The organism is Salibacterium salarium, assembly GCF_030813635.1.
Lineage (GTDB): Bacteria > Bacillota > Bacilli > Bacillales > Marinococcaceae > Salibacterium > Salibacterium salarium.
The window spans coordinates 885,036-902,640 of sequence record NZ_JAUSUM010000001.1; the positions used below are offsets into that span (position 1 = coordinate 885,036).

The 17,605-nt window shown below is 38.7% G+C and carries 16 protein-coding genes; 8 read left to right on the top strand and 8 right to left on the bottom strand.

Annotated features, from left to right (window positions below; genetic code table 11):
* Positions 1-46: 46 nt before the first annotated feature.
* Both J2S78_RS04255 and J2S78_RS04260 read left to right on the top strand, forming a co-directional pair.
* Complete coding sequence (locus J2S78_RS04255) at positions 47-910, top strand: endo alpha-1,4 polygalactosaminidase (protein WP_306896573.1); 864 nt, start codon at positions 47-49, stop codon at positions 908-910.
* 187 nt (positions 911-1,097) lie between these two features.
* Entirely contained in the window at positions 1,098-2,570 is a 1,473-nt protein-coding gene (locus J2S78_RS04260; protein WP_306896575.1) for a Na+/H+ antiporter NhaC family protein, read from the top strand.
* A gap of 56 nt (positions 2,571-2,626) precedes the next feature.
* Here J2S78_RS04260 and J2S78_RS04265 read toward each other — a convergent pair whose 3' ends face one another.
* The 3 genes from J2S78_RS04265 to J2S78_RS04275 form a co-directional block, all read right to left on the bottom strand.
* The gene (locus J2S78_RS04265; RefSeq protein ID WP_306896580.1) at positions 2,627-3,172 is read right to left on the bottom strand and encodes a CotY/CotZ family spore coat protein; all 546 of its coding nucleotides are present in this window, start codon (positions 3,170-3,172) and stop codon (positions 2,627-2,629) included.
* Positions 3,173-3,301: 129 nt separating this feature from the next.
* Positions 3,302-3,967 carry a haloacid dehalogenase type II gene (locus J2S78_RS04270; protein ID WP_306896582.1) on the bottom strand — a complete coding sequence of 222 codons (666 nt, stop codon included), beginning with the start codon at positions 3,965-3,967 and terminating at the stop codon, positions 3,302-3,304.
* A 101-nt stretch (positions 3,968-4,068) separates the two neighbouring features.
* Entirely contained in the window at positions 4,069-4,806 is a 738-nt protein-coding gene (locus J2S78_RS04275; protein ID WP_306896584.1) for an SDR family NAD(P)-dependent oxidoreductase, read from the bottom strand.
* 264 nt (positions 4,807-5,070) lie between these two features.
* Here J2S78_RS04275 and J2S78_RS04280 point away from each other — a divergent pair, with 264 nt between their 5' ends.
* Complete coding sequence (locus J2S78_RS04280) at positions 5,071-6,717, top strand: BCCT family transporter (protein WP_306896586.1); 1,647 nt, start codon at positions 5,071-5,073, stop codon at positions 6,715-6,717.
* A 97-nt stretch (positions 6,718-6,814) separates the two neighbouring features.
* On the opposite strand, the gene J2S78_RS04285 is transcribed toward J2S78_RS04280, so the two are convergent.
* Positions 6,815-8,305 (bottom strand): L-lactate permease, encoded by a 1,491-nt coding sequence (locus tag J2S78_RS04285; protein ID WP_306896588.1) that lies wholly within the window; start codon positions 8,303-8,305, stop codon positions 6,815-6,817.
* A 152-nt stretch (positions 8,306-8,457) separates the two neighbouring features.
* Here J2S78_RS04285 and J2S78_RS04290 point away from each other — a divergent pair, with 152 nt between their 5' ends.
* Entirely contained in the window at positions 8,458-9,006 is a 549-nt protein-coding gene (locus tag J2S78_RS04290; protein ID WP_306896590.1) for a helix-turn-helix domain-containing protein, read from the top strand.
* Between the two features lie 17 nt (positions 9,007-9,023).
* On the opposite strand, the gene J2S78_RS04295 is transcribed toward J2S78_RS04290, so the two are convergent.
* Positions 9,024-9,641, bottom strand: a complete 618-nt coding sequence (locus tag J2S78_RS04295; RefSeq protein ID WP_306896592.1) for a hypothetical protein — start codon at positions 9,639-9,641, stop codon at positions 9,024-9,026.
* Positions 9,642-9,997: 356 nt separating this feature from the next.
* Here J2S78_RS04295 and J2S78_RS04300 point away from each other — a divergent pair, with 356 nt between their 5' ends.
* From J2S78_RS04300 to J2S78_RS04315, 4 genes are all read left to right on the top strand, one after another.
* The gene (locus J2S78_RS04300) at positions 9,998-10,651 is read left to right on the top strand and encodes a reverse transcriptase-like protein (protein ID WP_306896593.1); all 654 of its coding nucleotides are present in this window, start codon (positions 9,998-10,000) and stop codon (positions 10,649-10,651) included.
* 101 nt (positions 10,652-10,752) lie between these two features.
* Entirely contained in the window at positions 10,753-11,097 is a 345-nt protein-coding gene (locus tag J2S78_RS04305; protein ID WP_306896595.1) for a hypothetical protein, read from the top strand.
* A gap of 192 nt (positions 11,098-11,289) precedes the next feature.
* The gene (locus J2S78_RS04310; protein ID WP_306896597.1) at positions 11,290-13,086 is read left to right on the top strand and encodes a polysaccharide biosynthesis protein; all 1,797 of its coding nucleotides are present in this window, start codon (positions 11,290-11,292) and stop codon (positions 13,084-13,086) included.
* Between the two features lie 136 nt (positions 13,087-13,222).
* Positions 13,223-14,296: an NAD(P)H-dependent flavin oxidoreductase gene (locus tag J2S78_RS04315; RefSeq protein WP_306896599.1), complete on the top strand. Its 1,074-nt coding sequence runs from the start codon at positions 13,223-13,225 to the stop codon at positions 14,294-14,296.
* Between the two features lie 8 nt (positions 14,297-14,304).
* On the opposite strand, the gene J2S78_RS04320 is transcribed toward J2S78_RS04315, so the two are convergent.
* From J2S78_RS04320 to J2S78_RS04330, 3 genes are read right to left on the bottom strand one after another with little or no spacing between them, the layout of a single operon-like run.
* Positions 14,305-15,777: a PH domain-containing protein gene (locus J2S78_RS04320; RefSeq protein ID WP_306896600.1), complete on the bottom strand. Its 1,473-nt coding sequence runs from the start codon at positions 15,775-15,777 to the stop codon at positions 14,305-14,307.
* Positions 15,774-16,253 carry a PH domain-containing protein gene (locus J2S78_RS04325; protein WP_370871504.1) on the bottom strand — a complete coding sequence of 160 codons (480 nt, stop codon included), beginning with the start codon at positions 16,251-16,253 and terminating at the stop codon, positions 15,774-15,776. The genes J2S78_RS04320 and J2S78_RS04325 overlap by 4 nt, the downstream gene beginning before the upstream one ends.
* A gap of 19 nt (positions 16,254-16,272) precedes the next feature.
* The gene (locus J2S78_RS04330) at positions 16,273-17,454 is read right to left on the bottom strand and encodes a DUF418 domain-containing protein (protein WP_306896602.1); all 1,182 of its coding nucleotides are present in this window, start codon (positions 17,452-17,454) and stop codon (positions 16,273-16,275) included.
* Positions 17,455-17,605 lie beyond the last annotated feature (151 nt).

The window sequence follows — 17,605 nt, forward strand, 5'->3', positions numbered from 1 at the left end:
GTCACCTATCAATAGAAGCATAAGCAAGTGGAGGAGGAAGGCGGTTGTGAAAAAACAATATACTATAACAATACTGACTTTTACCATTGTATTTGGACTTCCGTTACTGTTAAACCAAGATTCCAGCACTCAAGATAGAGTAGAGGAAGGTGAACTGAACAATGTATCTTCTTTTAAATATTATTTAGATGAAGGTAATTCTTCTATTGAAGATAAAATGAAAAAACAAGATGTCGTCATTGTAGAACCAGTTGTTATGGATGAAGCGTACATTCAAGCAGCGCAAAATAGCGGGACTTTAGTTTATGGTTATATTAACTCGATGGAAGCTGACAAGTGGAAAGAAGACCTTTACGAGCAATTTAATGAAGATGATTTTTTTGTAGAAAATGGAAAGAAAGTGTATTTCTCAGAGTGGGATTCTTATTTAATGGACATGACATCTAAGCATTATCAAGATGTGTTGTTGGATGAAGTGGAAGCGGAAGTAGCGGATAAAGGTTTAGATGGTGTGTTTTTAGATACCGTTGGTAATATTGATTCACAATTTGAAGGTGATCCTGTTGTTTTAAAAGAACAGCGTGAAGCGATGGCGACATTTATGCAGCGGATCGAAGAAAAATTTCCACGATTATCCATTTCGCAGAATTGGGGGATAGACACTCTTGTGGAACATACTGCTCCTTATGTAGATTTTATAATGTGGGAAGATTTTTCGTACTCTACGGTAAACAATGATGCTTGGTCGGAGGACAGAATGGAAAGCTTGAAACAAGTACGTGATGATTACGGAACTGAGGTGTTTACTGTTTCTTTTAAGGAGAAGGAAGAAAGCAGGAAGTTAGCGGAACAACACGATTTTAAACATGTTCACAATGCCGAAGGCTCTTATTACAATACGTGGGAGTAACCTGTATATAAATATGTCATCACTCAGGTAGAAATTATCTATTGATTTTGCGAAGGATTGTCATTCATAATATATAGTTGTATTTTGCTAATTTTATTGTAATAACCGTCATGATATGATGCTAGAAAACTATACTATAAGAAATAGTCTAGTTTTTCAAACTATTTAGAAGAGAAGGTGAAAACATATGACAGATGATTCGGAACAGATGGAAGAAAACAATAAAGTAACATCTTTGAATTTTCGTTTTGGAGCATTTGGTGCTGCCATTCCGCTTATATTTTTTGTGGCATGGGCGGTAACAACAAGTGTGCTGCAGATTTCATCGGAAATTAATTTAGTAATGGGGGCTATTATCGGGTTAACCCTTGGTCTACTGCTTTGTAAAAGCAAATGGGAAAACTACGCACAAGGATTATTCGATGGCTTGGCTCAACCCATCGGTGTTATAGCAATCGTAGCCTGGTTTTACGCAGGAATGTTCTCACAAGTCCTGCAGTTAGGCGGATTAGTGGAAGGTCTTGTTTGGATTGGACTGGCTACAGGAGTGACAGGTGGTCTTTTTGTTGCACTTACGTTTATTTTAGCGGCAGTTTTTTCAACGGCTGTCGGCACTGGTTATGGCACGACAGTAGCTTTTTGTACATTAATGTTTCCGGCAGGTATTGTGACAGGTGCCGATCCGGTTATGCTATTTGCTGCCATTTTGGCAGGTGCTGTGTTTGGAGATAACTTGGCGCCGGTTTCTGATACTACTATCGTATCAGCTACAACCCAGGACGCAGACGTGCCTGGTGTTGTGCGCAGTCGTTTCAAATATTCCATTGCAGCTGCGATTCCTTCTGTTATTTTATTTGCCATTTTTGGTGGTGGAGATGCTTCAAACGGGAATCAAGAAGCACTTACAAACATTGCAAGCTCTACAGATCCGATTGGATTAGTGATGTTGATTCCTTTTGTATTAGTATTGATTTTGGCTTTAATGGGTCATCACTTATTAACATCTTTAACATGGGGCATTATTTCATCCATTCCTTTAATTATTCTTTTAAACTTAGGAAGCTTTAGTGATATTATTCATTTTGATGCTTCGACGGATGCTGTCATACAAGGAGCGTTAATTGACGGCATTACGGGTTATGTCAATATGGCTATCCTTATTATATTGATTGTAGCCGCTGCGCATCTTTTGCGTCTTGGTGGAACGATGGAAACTATTACAAACGCCGCAATGAAATGGATTCGTTCGTCGATGCGCCGGGCAGAAACAGCAATGTGGACGATTGTTGCCCTTTTAAATAGTGCGATAACGATAAACACTGCTGCTGAAATTGCTGCCGCTCCATTTGTGAGGGCGATTGGTGAAAAGTACCGGATTCATCGGTATAGAAGAGCCAATATGCTTGATGCCGTAACATCAGCTTTAGGCTATATCTTTCCGTGGGGGGCTCCCGTATTGCTAGGGTGGTCCACTATCCAGACGATGCAGGATACGTATTCCTGGCTCCCTTCAGTTGGCCCAACAGAAGTATTTCCATTCGTATTCCAAGGGTGGTTCCTAACTATTATTATGTTAATCGCAGCTCTTACTAGCTGGGGGTTACGTTTTGAAGGGAAAAACGGGGAATCTGTAAAGCAAAGACCTGAAGAAGACCAATAACTTACAAAAAGGACTGTTCTAAACGTGAAGATTCACGATAGAACAGTCCTTTTGTTTTAATGATGACGATGGTGATTATTAATATCGCCGACAAGGTTCGGATCTAGACACTGAATAGAGCAGAAGCAATCAAGATCTACCTCGATGCAATGTCTTGTACGTTCAAGTTCCTCAATGTCGCACAATGAAGTTGGATCAACACAGCATTTGTCAAAATCCAAGTCACAATCTGGGAGAAGCATAGACAATGTAGCGCAACAGCTATCTTTATCTATACTTTGTACACGGAAGAAGATAGTTTGAAAACAGTCGTTTGTGCCAATACCACCCGTGGCGGAAAAATAGTTTCCTTTTTTGTCTTGAAGAATAAATGGAATCGTATCCAAACCGTTGTTGTTGCTGGTTGGACTTAATAAGCTGTCAAAACAGCGATTTCTACAATTACGACTATCGTTGTCTTCTGCTTCGTCTTGCGCTCTTTTAATAGCAGCAACGGTGTCACATACGCAGCTTCCGACTGCACAGCGCCTTCTAGTATCGTGATGCTCCGTATTATCTTCAGAAGAAACGTCTTCTTGCATTCTACGATTTCTGTTACCCATGTTTTACACTCCTTCATATCGTTTTCCTTACATCATATATCGAATTGTCCAAGAAAGTGTGAACTATTTCTCATAGGTTGCAGAAATGGTCAAATGCCTGTGTAAACACGCTAAAATAATGTGAGTTGGTTACCAATTTATGATGGGCGATAAAGATTTGTAAGTATAATCCGGTGTTAGCTGAAGCCGTTCTTCGGGCTGCATGCTCCGATTAATCCAAGCTGTTGTAAATCCAAATGCTTTGGCACCGCTAATATCCCACCCATTACTTGATAAAAAAGTCACGTCTTCGCGCCGACATTCGATTTTATCTAGAATAAAATGGTAAGAAGCAGGGGATGGTTTATATTGTTTGACGTCGTCCACACTTAGTGCATGGTCGATGTATTCATCTATTCCAGCTTGCTTTAATAGAGGTTCAAGCATGTCCTTTGACCCATTGCTGAATACAATAAGAGTGTATTGATTATCCTTTAACGTTTGTAAAACTTCCTTACTTTCGGGATAAAGATCAAGAGCTTTATAAGCCTCAAACAAATTGTCTTCAATAGAAGGCGTTAATGAAATGTCAAAAGAAGCAGCAGCAAATTGGAGCGCATCTTTTGTAATAGTGGAAAAAGGTTCATATTTTCCCATCGCTTGGCGTAAAAAGGTGTATTGAATCTGTTTTTCCCGCCATAATTTACTGATCGCATCTCCGTAGCCCGGAAAATATTTTTCACATGTCGTTGTAATGGAATGTACATCAAATAAGGTTCCGTACACGTCAAAAGCAATTACTTTTTTATCGGTCATATTACATACTCCTTTTTGGTAAGGATCACAAAAAAGTTAATGCGCAAACATTTACTAGACAAAAAGTAGGTCTTACTGTCCAAAGCAAGCAAAATATTCCGTTAGGTTCCTAACGTCAGTCCACCGTCAACAACGATTTCTGTACCTGTGCAATACGAACTTTCATCGGAAGCAAGAAAGGCTACTGCATGGGCAATGTCGATTGGTTGTCCAATACGTCCAAGAGGAACAGAATTATAAGAATCTGGTGTTCCGTTGTCTTTGGCAGCCATTTCTGTTTCTATACCGCCAGGATGTATCATGTTTACTCGAATGCCTTTTGGACCTAGTTCAATCGCTGTCGCTTTAGACATTGCAACAACAGATGCTTTGGTCGCAGCATAAGCGGAAGCATGACCGATTGGAGCAAATGCAGAGATGGACACATTGTTTATGATGGAACCTTTCTTTTGGTGTTCCATATGCGGTGTGACTGTCTGCATTCCCATAAATACACCGAGCTGGTTTACATTGATGAGTTCTTGGTAATCGTCTATGGTAATGTCTTTAAATGGTTTTCGTATTAGGGAACCAGCGTTGTTCACCAGTACATCGATTTTACCGAATGTATCGACAACTTCATCGACGGCTGTTTTCCACTCGGATTCTTTTGTGACATCCAATTGCACTGGATAGGCGTGTTCTCTTCCGATAGATGCTGCCACATCTTGAGCATTATCATATTTTCGGGCAGCGATGACCACTATAGCACCTATGGATGCAAGATGTTCAGCAATAACCTTTCCCTGTCCTCGATTGGCACCTGTGATTAAAACGACTTGTTTCGTTAATGGAGGCATATATTATTTTTCCCTTCTTTAGTGAGGCTGTTTGAACTCAACGTATTTTACCCGGTATCAAGTCACGTATAACATAGTAATAAAAATTGGTGTTTTGGAGATAATATTCTAATGTATCGTATTCGTGCAATACTATGAGATATTTGTCGATAAATGCGAATTTTAGTCAAAAAAGTTGGCTTTTTGGCTATTTTCAGTGTTTGTTTACTATTATCTTTTTTCCTAACCTGTATAGCGTGACTCATTAAAACAAGGAGGCGAATTATGGAAAGTGGAAACAGGGGTCTACACTCTTTTAAAGAGACATTAAAAACTCCCGTATTTATTATTTCATTTATTTTAGCTGCTGTCTTTGTCCTTTGCGGTATGTTTTTACCGGGATTTGGTAATTATACGACGGCTACATTCGACTGGGTAACAACTCACCTCGGTTGGGCTTTTATTATTGGAGCCAGTGTATTTTTGGTAATAACTATTTATCTTATTTTCAGCCCGCTCGGTGAAATTAAATTGGGGAGAGACGATGAAAAACCAGAATATTCTACACCAGCATGGTTTTCTATGTTATTTAGTGCTGGTATGGGGATTGGACTTCTATTCTGGGGTGTGTCAGAACCAATTAACCACTATGATTGGCCACCACTAGGTGAGGCAGGTACGGAATCAACGATACATACTGCTTTGCAATATACGTTTTTCCACTGGGGATTTCACCCGTGGGCAATCTATGCAGTCGTAGCTTGCGCTCTTGCATATTTTTCTTATCGCAAGGGCCTTCCTATGCTGCTTAGTTCGACGCTAGAGCCGATTTTAGGTCGAGACAATATACATGGAGCTTGGGGAAACGTTGTTAATATTATAGGGGTGCTGGCAACATTGCTTGGTATCTCGACATCCCTTGGTCTTGGTGTGATGCAGATCGGCGGTGGTTTGGAGACTTTATTTGGTATACCTAACAACCAAGCATTGTGGGTTGCTATTGTAGCAGTTGTCACTGTTCTGGCAATCATTTCTACTACAACTGGTATTGACAAAGGGATTAAGTGGTTAAGTCAAATTAATCTGAGTGTTGCTGGTCTTCTTATGCTGATTGTGTTAATAATTGGACCGACACTGTTTATATTAGAAGCGTTCACTCATACAACAGGTGGTTATCTACAAAACCTTCTACAAATGTCGTTTGGCCTTGATGCTGCCGGAGAAGGTCCAGAAGGCTGGTATGATGCATGGACTATCTTCTATTGGGCTTGGTGGATTGCTTGGGCACCATTTGTAGGTTCCTTTATTGCTCGTGTTTCAAGAGGACGGACAATTCGTAGCTTCGCTATCGGGGTGCTACTTGTTCCAACAGCGGTCAGTATGGTTTGGTTTGCTGTGTTTGGTGGTGCAGCCCTTTACAGCCAGCATTTCACGGATGTTGATTTGCTTACTCCGGTATTGGAAGATGAAGCACAAGGTTTCTTTGCTTTGTTATCCCAATTTCCTTTATCAGGCTTACTAATTGCGGTAGCGATGGTTTCTGTCGCGGTATTCTTTGTTACCTCATCGGATTCCGGTACGTATGTTATCGGTATGTTAACTTCTAAAGGGAATCCTAACCCTCCACTTGGAGTACGTATAACATGGGGGACGATTGAAGGGTTATTTGCGATTGTACTGCTATTAGTTGGAGGATTAGAAGCACTCCAGACCGCTTCATTTGTCGGCGGTTTTCCGTTCATGATAATTATGCTGTTAATGGTATACTGCTTGCTTCGGGCATTATATAATGAGTTGCGTGATGGATCATTGCCGGTTGAAAGGCAACGTATCTATGCTGCTTTAGAAGATTTACAAAGTGAGAAAAAAATACAAGAAGACGTTATTCAAGAAGAGACGGAAGAAGATTCGAAGGATGAAAATAAATCGTAGTCCACTTACTTTTTGTTTGACAATAGAACAGAAATAGATCGCAATAAGCGGTCTATTTCTGTTTTTTATTACTTTGAACAGAGGAAGGTAGTATTGTTTAAGAAACAAACCAAATCCAGCCAAACGTTATCGATACGATGAGTAGTAATGCTCCACCTGCTATGAGGGAGATGCTTTTTAACAAACGGTTCTCTTGTGACTTCATATCACATAGCGCTGCACCAACCATCACTCGGGAAGGGGAGGCCATAGTCACATGCGAGGCACTTGTATTCTGGCTGAAAGCAAGTATATCGGGAGGGATGTCAAGTTGATGGGCTGTCTGAACTTGCAACTTCATGAACATTGCGTTTGCCCCTGTATTGCTTCCTGTAAGAAAGCCACCTAAACCCCCAATGAAAGGAGAAAGAAAAATAAAACTTGAACCAAATACGGTAGTTGTAGTCGTTGCAATCTGTGCAATCATTCCAGCATCAGCCATGACTTCAGACATTGATACAAACCCGGTAGTGGCTATAACAAAGGGAATCCATTGTTTTAACGAAGCTTTCCAAGCATTCCATATAACATCACGCTGTATTTGAAAGATGATGATTGTAAAAAGACACGTTACACATAACCAAAAACCAGGAGAATACAATAATGCCAAGGAGAATGAGTAGGCTGGTAAATCAATTACGATATGAGAGTGGAAAAAATGTTTTATAGGTGGAACGAGCCGGGATATAAAGATGCAAATCGTTAGCAATAGATAAGGGCTGGCTAGTTTAATAATCGAAAGACGTTTTGGAATGGTTTCTTTTGTTGTTGTGTTTCGACGTTTTCTTTGTTTTTTTATTACAGTTAGCCCTATCCCTACTGTAACAAAAGATGCTAAGACTCCAGATAGTTCTACACTGATGTATGTATTAAAAAATAACAGGGATATCCCGAAAGTGAGAGAATACAACAATATAGCTCTCCGCTTTTCTCGAAGAGCACGCCATCCTCCTGCTACATAAACGACGATGGTGACAAAGTAAACAAAAATGGGAATACTTATTATAGCGCTGCCAATCCCCAAGTTTGAAATGGGGATATTTCCCAAGTCAGATCCTATCATTGTACCGGTAGCTAAAGCTCCCCAAGGCACAGCAAGCAGGCTGATAAGGCCGAGCAATACTGCTTTAAAACGATGGAACCCTAAGGCAATAAAAATCGGTGTTACGATAAAAAAAGCTGTACCAAATCCACTTGTTGACTCAATCAATGGGGAAAATCCAGTAACCAGAATAATCGTTTGTGTGATTTGATCGTCTGTTGATTGCGAGATGAAAGCAGCTATATCGTCTATGGCACCAGCTTTATTCATTAAATGAAAAAGAAAAATCCCGAATAGTAAGACATATGCAACGATAAAGGAAGTTAACAATCCTTTAATAGAAGCGTTTACTATTTCTTGGATTTCCAGCGCAAACGATGAATGGGACAGGGTAATAACAACAGTTACAGCATAAGCCGCTAAACCAGCTTTGAGTGATGATTGTTTCCATACAAATAGCAAAAAGAAGATTCCGATGATGGGAAGTAATGCAGCAACAAAATTCATGCTTTTATTCCTCCAGTAAAATGAATGAAAAGTGACTTCATTGTGTCTTTTTGTGTACTATAGTAGAATTAATTCTATAATGTATAGTAAGTGTCTGGGTATGAAAAGTCAAGAAACATTTCTACTATAGTAGATAGGATAGGGGGATAAAAATGGAGTTTGGAGAAAAAGTTAAGTCGGAGCGAAAACGAATGGGAATAACGCTGGAAGAATTGTCCGAACGAACGCAGGTCAGCCGCTCGATGCTATCTAAGATAGAACGCGAAGAAAAAAATCCAACGATACAAATAGCAGCTCAAATCGCTGAAGGGATGGGCGTTACGATTTCGCAATTATTAGGGGAGCAAAAACAAGAAGAAGTGGTAATCATTCGTAAACATCAGAGGCTGATGTATAAAGATCCGGATTCTGGTTTTGAAAGACATCTTTTATCCCCGTCTGTTTCCGTAAAGGGGTTAGAATTTATATTGAATATTGTTCCGCCTCATCAGGAATCTGGGGTTTTTCCATCTCATAAACAAGGAGTCGATGAATACATCTTTGTGGCAGAAGGGTCATTGCAGGTTGAGTTAGAAAACGGGAAGAAGGACTATATTTTAGAACAAGGGGATTCCATGTATTTTGAAGCAGACAAGAATCACCGGTTTCTTAATCTTAGTGACAAAGAATGTCAGTATTACTTGATAATTGATTCTCGCTAGTTAATCCTAGATCTTTTTCAAAAACGTCCATATACGTTTTTTAGCCACCAAAGTATTTTATTTATCAAGTAAAAATAAAGATCAATCAGATAGATAATACTCCATCCATAGCTAATGATGTTGATGAAGGGATGATGGAACAGCCCTTTATGAGGATGGTGAAGCCACTCGTTTACATAAAAAAACACAATGGCGTTTGAATCGATGACATACAAGAAAAGGTGTACCCCGAAAAAACTTATGGTGTGTACAATAAATAATAATTGCTTATGTTTTACATACGAATCTGTTTGAACAGGGGATCGGTCATTGTTATATGTTCTGTGGTGCTTGTCTATTTTTTGTTTTATATATAAATCGATACGTTCAAAATCAGAGCTTCCTAATGTACTTGTATAAACAATAAAAAGGATAATAAAAACTTGAAAGGCAGATACTTTTCCAGTGATATAGTAATCAATTCCGGCTAAAGCTCCCTGAAATATAGTGAATAAGATGATACAAGTTAAGAACCACTGACTTAGGCGTTTTAACTGGAAACCATAACGGCTGACTAAAAACATCAGTGCAGCCACCCACGTTAATCCCTCAGAAAGAATAAATAACGCCCACCCATGCCCATGCAGGAAAGACATTTCGCCTTCCCTCCCCTCCTTGGTTAAAAAAAATGCTTGTTTTCCTGTGTGTACTATATGATAAGGGATTTTATAATATGTGGTATTCTAAGGTTTAAAAAAGACCTTAAATATAATTTATGCAATCGGGAAAAATAAAAGACTGCGTATTGTCGTTATAGATGGTGTTTTAGAAAGAAATTTGCGGGAATATGGTTATATAAAGGATTGATTACAAAGTTAAATCACAAAAAGTAAAAGACGTCGCCGATGTGTTTTGCTCGATCTTTAAAATGATTCAGTTAAAAACACGGGCAGTGGATATGCTAAAAAATGAATGAATTATTGTATACCTTCGGGAAAGGAGGTCCTAAATAGTGAATGTCCGGATTGAGTTAACATACAAAACTCCAAAAGGAATAGAAAGTGATTTCTATTCAAGTGAAATGTCTGCTGATGAGGCGATGAGTCTTGTTGAAGATTTTGAACGCACAGGTCGTGTAAAGAATATTAGGTTTATCGATAGCTTTGAAACAAGCTGGACGCTGAAGGAATTAAAAAAATATAGGGCTGAAATTCAAACGGAACCCCATCATATAGTGGTATATTTTGATGGAGGTTTTGACAGAAAAACAAAAACATCGGGGTTAGGTTGTACGATTTATTATAAACAAAATAATAAATCTTTTCGGGTTCGAAAAAATGCTTTATTGAAGGAGCTTCAAACGAACAATGAAGCAGAATATGCTGCCCTTTATTTAGCCATACAAGAATTAGAACAGTTGCATGTTCGCGATTTACCTGTTACATTTATCGGTGATTCCCAGGTTGTCATCAATCAGTTAAAAGGTGAATGGCCGTGTTTAGAAGAAGAATTAGCAAAATGGATAGACTGGATTGAACGACGACTAAGACAATCAGGAATTTATCCAAATTTTGAACTTGTTTCACGTAAAGGGAATCAGGAAGCGGACAAACTAGCATCTCAAGCGTTAAAAGAGATTGAAATAACGAGTACAATCCAGACATAATGGGGAAAGTAAACTTAAATAGATATACAATCTTATGTGATGAAGAAGTTGTCGCTTTCGTACTAAAATAGCGATGGTAGTATTGTAGAGAGGTGATCAATGTGGCAGAGCAGGAACGTAATGAAAATCAAGAATACTCAAAACTAGAAGAAGAAAATGAAGAAGAAAACGAAGAAGAGCTCGAACCAGAAGAGGAAGAAGAGAAAGATGAAGAAGAGAAGGACGAGGAAGAAGAAAAGAAAGAGGAGCTGGATGTAGGTAAGAAATTGTTTACAATTGGTCAGCAGATTTCTTACAAAGGAAAAGCATGCAGTGTGATTAATGAATACGAGCGCAGTATTTGCATTGAATATAATAATTATCCTTTTTTGGATGAACCAGAGGATGACTTCCCTTATCACCGGGAAATTATTCGAAAAGGAGAAGCAGAAGAAGCGTTGGAATAGCAAAAATGAAGGGAAAGGTTTATATCCCTTATCCTATATAGTTAAAGCCATCCTATCTTGAGTTGAACTCTGTAAGGATGGTTTTTTCTATTTTCAGCTTGAAATAAAGAGTGGCCGTTTTGAAACATTATTCTAGCTGCTTCGTACATATATTATAGATATTAGTTGATAACAACAAGGGGAGACAGGATTATGTTTAGTTGGATTTTTATTATGGCGTTGAGTTGTATAGAATTAAATCCCCAAGTGTGGGTAAAGGGGATGAAGCGGGGACGGAGATTTTTTATCGTCCAGTTGGGGCGGTACGTCATCGGGCTACTGTTGAGTTTTATAATTATTTATTTTCTGTTGATTGATATTTCGATTACAGGATTGATGAATACGTTTGGATTTATTATTGCAATAAACCTTATGATATCGGGCTTATTTCATCCTGCCAATCGAACAGATTCAAAAGAAGAGCAGTTAAAGAAAAAGAAAAAGACGAAAAGAGTTCCGCTTCAGAGTGGAATTGGATTTTTATTTCTAATCGTGCTGCTGTTTTTAAATCTTGTCTATCCATTTACGGTAACAAAAGATTTAGCAGAAATGGGTGAGATAGAAACGAGTACAGAACCAATTGAATCCGTGACAGAAGAAGCCGTTCGTTCGGTGCCTCATACGTATGCACGGTATAAATCAGAAATAGTATTTGGAAATATCGATAATTACTCCTTCTATGAATTAGGAGAATCAAGTATTCAGAAAATCGATGATGAATTGTTCTGGGTTACTCCAATTGAATATGCTAGTGTTTGGAGATGGTGGCGGGCAGACAGTGTGCCAGGATACATCAAGGTGAGTGCAGAAAATCCAAATGCAGAAGCACAGCTTGTTGATGATTATGAAATGAAATACGTTCCTAGTGCGTTTTTGAATGAAAATTTAGAACGACATGTAAGACAGAAGTACGAAGACGTTATTTTGATGGGAGCATCATTTGAACCAAATGATGATGGTAAGCCTTATTACGCTTATTCTTATGCATACTATGATCATTACCGCGCCGGACCTGACGCTGATGGTGTAATTCTTGTAGATGCCGAAACCGGTGAAATGGAAAAGTATGATTTAGGGGAACAGCCCGAATTTGTTGATAATGCAATAGATTATCGAATGGCTCTAGATTATGCGAGTTGGTTCGGAAAATACAGCAACGGGTTGTTGAATTCAATTTTTGCAAAAGAAGGGGTGCATGAACCGACAAGTGACGAAGAAATGATCGGTGTCCTCGGCCCTGATAACGATATGTACTGGATGATAGACCATATGCGTCCCAACCAAGATTCAAACACGATGGTCGGATTTACGATGGTGAACGCACAAACAGGTGAAGCGACTTATTATACTGGTTCATCTGGTTTGTTGAATGCTGGCGGTGCACGGGAAGTCGTTAATAAATCGTTCCAACGTGAGCAATGGAGTGGAACCCAGCCTGTGTTGTATTCTGTTTATGACAGTTATACGTGGGTAGTGCCTGTCGTTGACCAGAACGGGTTAATGAGAGAGATTGCGATGGTTCACGCAGATACTGGGACAATCGCACATGGTTCTACTCGGGAAGAGGCCTTTAGCAGTTATCGACAAACCCTTGCAAATGAGCTGGACACAGACGATTATACTCCTACTGATATTTTGGAAGAAGAAACGGTGGAAGGCACGGTGTATCGTGTTAGTAATATAAATGATCAGGTGATTCAAGTTCTAATTTCTGGAGAGAGTAGGGTACTTGAATTCGATGTGACCAATATATCAGACGTAGTCTTTCTACGTGAAGGAGATGAAATCGAAGCTGATGTGGTTGATACAGAGGAGAATGTATTAAACGTAATCGACTATACAAACGTTACGATTGAAGATGAGTTTGGTGGAGTAGAACAGTTTGACATAGAAAATGAAACGGAAAATAATTCTGAGTCAAATGAACCTGTAGAGAACGAAGCCGAATAATGATAGAAGCTCTTGCATCTATATATGCAGGAGCTTTTTTCATATAAGTGAACAGTAGTACTTGAAATAAGGAAGTAGTATGTCAGAATGAAAGGACTAATGGATTTCGATGTAAAGACAAAGGAGAGATGAGCCCGTGAGTCGTAATCGGATGACGGATATATTACACGTTGACCTTCCACTTATACAAGCAGGTATGGCAGGTGGAGTGACCACGCCCCATTTAGTGGCAGCTGTTTCTAATGCCGGCGCATTAGGTACCCTTGGAGCGGGGTATATGAGTGCCGAAGCAATGGAAGATAGTATTAATCAGATTCAAAAACGCACAACTCAATCCTTCGGAGTGAATCTTTTTATTCCAGAATATCCTTTGATAAAAAGGGACGAAATAGAAGAGGCAAACCAATTTCTGGAACCCTACAGAGAGAAATTACAAATAAGACCTACACCATCCCCTGACTATTCGAAGACCTTATTTGAAGAACAGGTGAACGTTATTTTTGATAAAAGAGTTCCGGTGTGCAGTTTTACATTTGGAGTGCCGTCTCAAGAATTGATACAGGACTTACAAAAAGCAGGTATTGTCACGATAGGAACAGCTACGACAGTGGAGGAAGCAATGATAAATGAAGAACAGGGAATCGATATTGTCGTAGCACAAGGCAGTGAAGCAGGAGGTCATAGAGGAACGTTTTCAGCCTCCTATGAGAACGCCATGGTTGGAACAATGGCGCTCGTTCCGCAAATCGTCGATAATATCCGAATTCCTGTCATTGCGGCGGGAGGTATTATGGATGGCAGAGGGATGACGGCTGCTTTAGCACTAGGTGCAGAGGGCGTTCAAATGGGAACAGCCTTTGTGACAAGTGAAGAAAGTGGTGCTAAAGTTCAGCACAAACGAGCAATCAGCAACAGCAGCGAAGCGGATTCCATATTGACCTCTGTCTTTAGCGGAAAACCGGCACGCGGCATTCAAAATCAATTTATCCGTGACATGCAAGAACATGCCGATACACTGCCTGGCTATCCCATTCTAAATAATCTGACCAAAGATATACGAAAAGAAGCAGCTCTGCAAAATCGCCCAGAATTTATGTCGTTGTGGGCAGGGCAGGCTCCCCGTTTAAGTCAAACCAAATCAGCTAGAGACATCATTGCAGATATTGTTAAAGAATCTAATACCATAAGAAAAAAGTTCAAGGAATTTTAGAATAATCGTTACTCTACTTTAGTCTCTTGATAACGTCTCATGTACCATGAATAAAAAGAGTCCGCCAGTTCGATGGGAACATCATGTACACCTTTATGTTTCACTGGTTTAGCACGGTTGATTGTTTTAACAGACGAAAGACCTATCCGTTTTTGATATACGTTTTGGGTGGTTGCTACTTCAATAATTTTGTCTCTTTTAGAGACGAATAATGTTGTCGTTAGACTACCTGTTTTCAGTTGTATAAACTGGTTATTCAACGTGTACTGTGTATGGAAATAATCAAGCCATCTCGCCGCGCCGATGATTATACATAAGGAAATAGAGATAATCCACCAAGCTTGTTCTACATTTAAAACAGACGGTTTAAAATAAAATAGAACGGTTGTTGATATGATCCACAACCAGCTCGGTTTTAACATCCGTACCCAAAAGGACTTTTTCGGAAGACGATTCATGTCTGAGGTCACTTCATAAGACGGCAAAATCTCTGAAATCATATCATAAGCACGTTGAACGGGTAGAAATGGATAAAGGGAGTTCACCTCAAGTGTATCTTCGTCGATATCCAAACTGCCAGCGCTAGTCAATTTCACCTCGGCAGTGCCGGCCAACCGTTTTATTGGTGACTGTTTGATTTCAATCGCCTGGACTTTACTTTTTAAAATGGAAAAGGAAGTTTTATTTATAAGCCCTTTGACGATGTGAATACGTTCACCATCTGATGAAATTTCATATTTGCCGTATTTCACTATTGTTCTAACAATCCCAAACAAGACAAAAGCAGCGATAGTAACTACAGTAAGGATGGAAACGACCAACCAAGAATCCTTCATACTGGATATAAGTACTTCTGATGTACGATCTGCATCCATCATCCGATTGATTTTGGAATACAAGGATATCATGATAGGGATAACAGCTAGAAAACTTAACGATGTAAAGGAAGCTCTTATTATATCTTTTTTCGTTGGTGTAAAATGAATCGTTCTTGAATGGTCCGTTTGTGCTGTATTGACGTCGTTTGAATCGAACGATTTTGGGTTTGCTATATGGTCATCGATTCGATCTGCTTCTTCTCGAGAAATAACCGGGAAGGAGACCGAAGCATCTTTATCTGCCATACTGGTTTCGAATGTTATTGATGTTACATTAAAAGTTAGATGAAAAGTAGAACTATGGCGGCTGACGTTTTGAATTTTTGAAAAAGGAATCGTACGCTTCGTCTTTGTAAAAAGTCCTTTATAGATATGAAAGGAAGCATTATCTAGTTTATACGTATTGGTGAACCAGTTATAAACGATAGATACAATGGAAAATCCAAAGAGGAGAATGAACAGAAGTCTCCCGTATGTAAGAAACGTTGATTCTGCTCCCCATTTAATTACGAATAAATAAAAGGCAAAGACAAAGGAGTTTCTTAGTAATTTGAATATACGATAAACAATAATAAGCGGATGATACCTTTTTGCTTCATTCATTCGTCCACCTCCTTTATTTGGGCAAACTGAGCAATATTGTTTCTAAGCTGTTGCGCTGTTTCTTCCGGTAGTGCAGGAATGGAGTGGGAAGAACCCATCGTTTGTATTGTTAAGGAAGAAAGGCCGTATTTTCGCAGGAATGGTCCTTGATTGGTGGCAACCGATTGTATCTTAGTCATTGGAACAAGATGGTGTGCTTCGTTTATTGCTCCGAATTTCAATTGTAAGAACTGTTCACTCACTTCATAACGCCAGTTTTTATAAAGCAAAAAAGGTTCAATGAAAAGCGCCCACACCGCCATCACAACAGATATGAAAGTTATACCAATTAAAATCCAGCCAATCCAGTCTTTCCATCCAAATAGGTAATCCAAGTAAAATAGTATGCCAAGTGTGGAAAAACCGAGTAATTCCATTATTGCACCTTTCATTATCCATATTTTGACCGCTTCTTTTGATAGTCGTTGTTCAGGCACTACAATCACTCCCCATCTTTCAACTTGCTTTCATAGTATTCTTTTTTCTAAATGAATGGCGTTTCATATATACACAAATCTTCGTTAGTTTTTCAAGTGGACCTTGGTTAAAGTACTTCAAATAGATTGTACTTCCAACAGCCTGTAAAGAGAAAATGATCATTCCTAACAATATGGAGGCAGTTACGCTGATTTGTCCGAACATCCCTAATCCATAACCATAAAAAATAGACGTGCAAATAATCGTTTGCGCAATATAATTGGTTAATGATAGTTTTCCGATATTCTTAAAAGGATGAAACCAGTAATTGGCATGAAACGTAATATACATTAAAGCAAATAGACATATGTAACCAAAAGATAGAACGTTTCCTCCCACCATGCTCGTATCTATGGAATTCATAGAATGAAATAAATAGGGTAACGACTTTAATAACAATCCAATTGGAATAAGTGTTAGAACTCCGGCTTTGAATTGTTTTTTCATATAAAATGGGTGATGCAGCCACTTTTTATGTGCGGCATACATTCCAAATAAAAACATCGGGCTTATAAAAAATGGTGTAAGTAATAACGTAAAAACAGCTTCTCCTGGATGAAGATCAAGGGGATCTACGTTATTTCGGTGATATTTAATATCACTATAAGTCCCTGTGCTATATACTTTCAATGTCTCATCAAGATAACTCGTCGTTTCAGATTCACTTATTACATTACTATCATCACCGGCCCCAAAGACACTCACTGCCGCAAAAATTATAAATAATGATAATCCCCATATAAGTAGTGTTTTAGGTTTACGATGAACAAATATTAATAGAAAAAGTCCCATACATCCATAAACAAATAAAATATCTCCTTCCCACAAAAAGATGCTGTGTAAAAGACCAAACACAATGAGGACGATGAATCGCCGAAACATATGCGATTTTACTCTTAACTCGTTACGTTGTAGACTGTTCTTCATTAAAATTAATCCATAACCGAAGATAAATGTGAAAATAGGCATAAACGAGAATTCTACAAATATTTTCACAAAATAATAAGAGTACATATCATTGGAAGAAAGAGGAAAATACGAAATATTGTCTTTTCCCCAAATTCCATATTGGAAAATTAACAAATTAGCAATAAGGATTCCAAATAATGCCCACCCCCTTAAAGCATCAATAAAATCCAATCTATGTTTATGATTCACCATGATTATTCCTCCGCATCCAGTTATTTCTTGCTACCATAATATAGCACTTGCTATTTATTAATTCAACCTGTTTTTATTGTTTTTCGATAAAACTATATCTTTATTTAATAAACTATGGTAATGTATTACTTGAAGAAAAAGGAAGTTATTG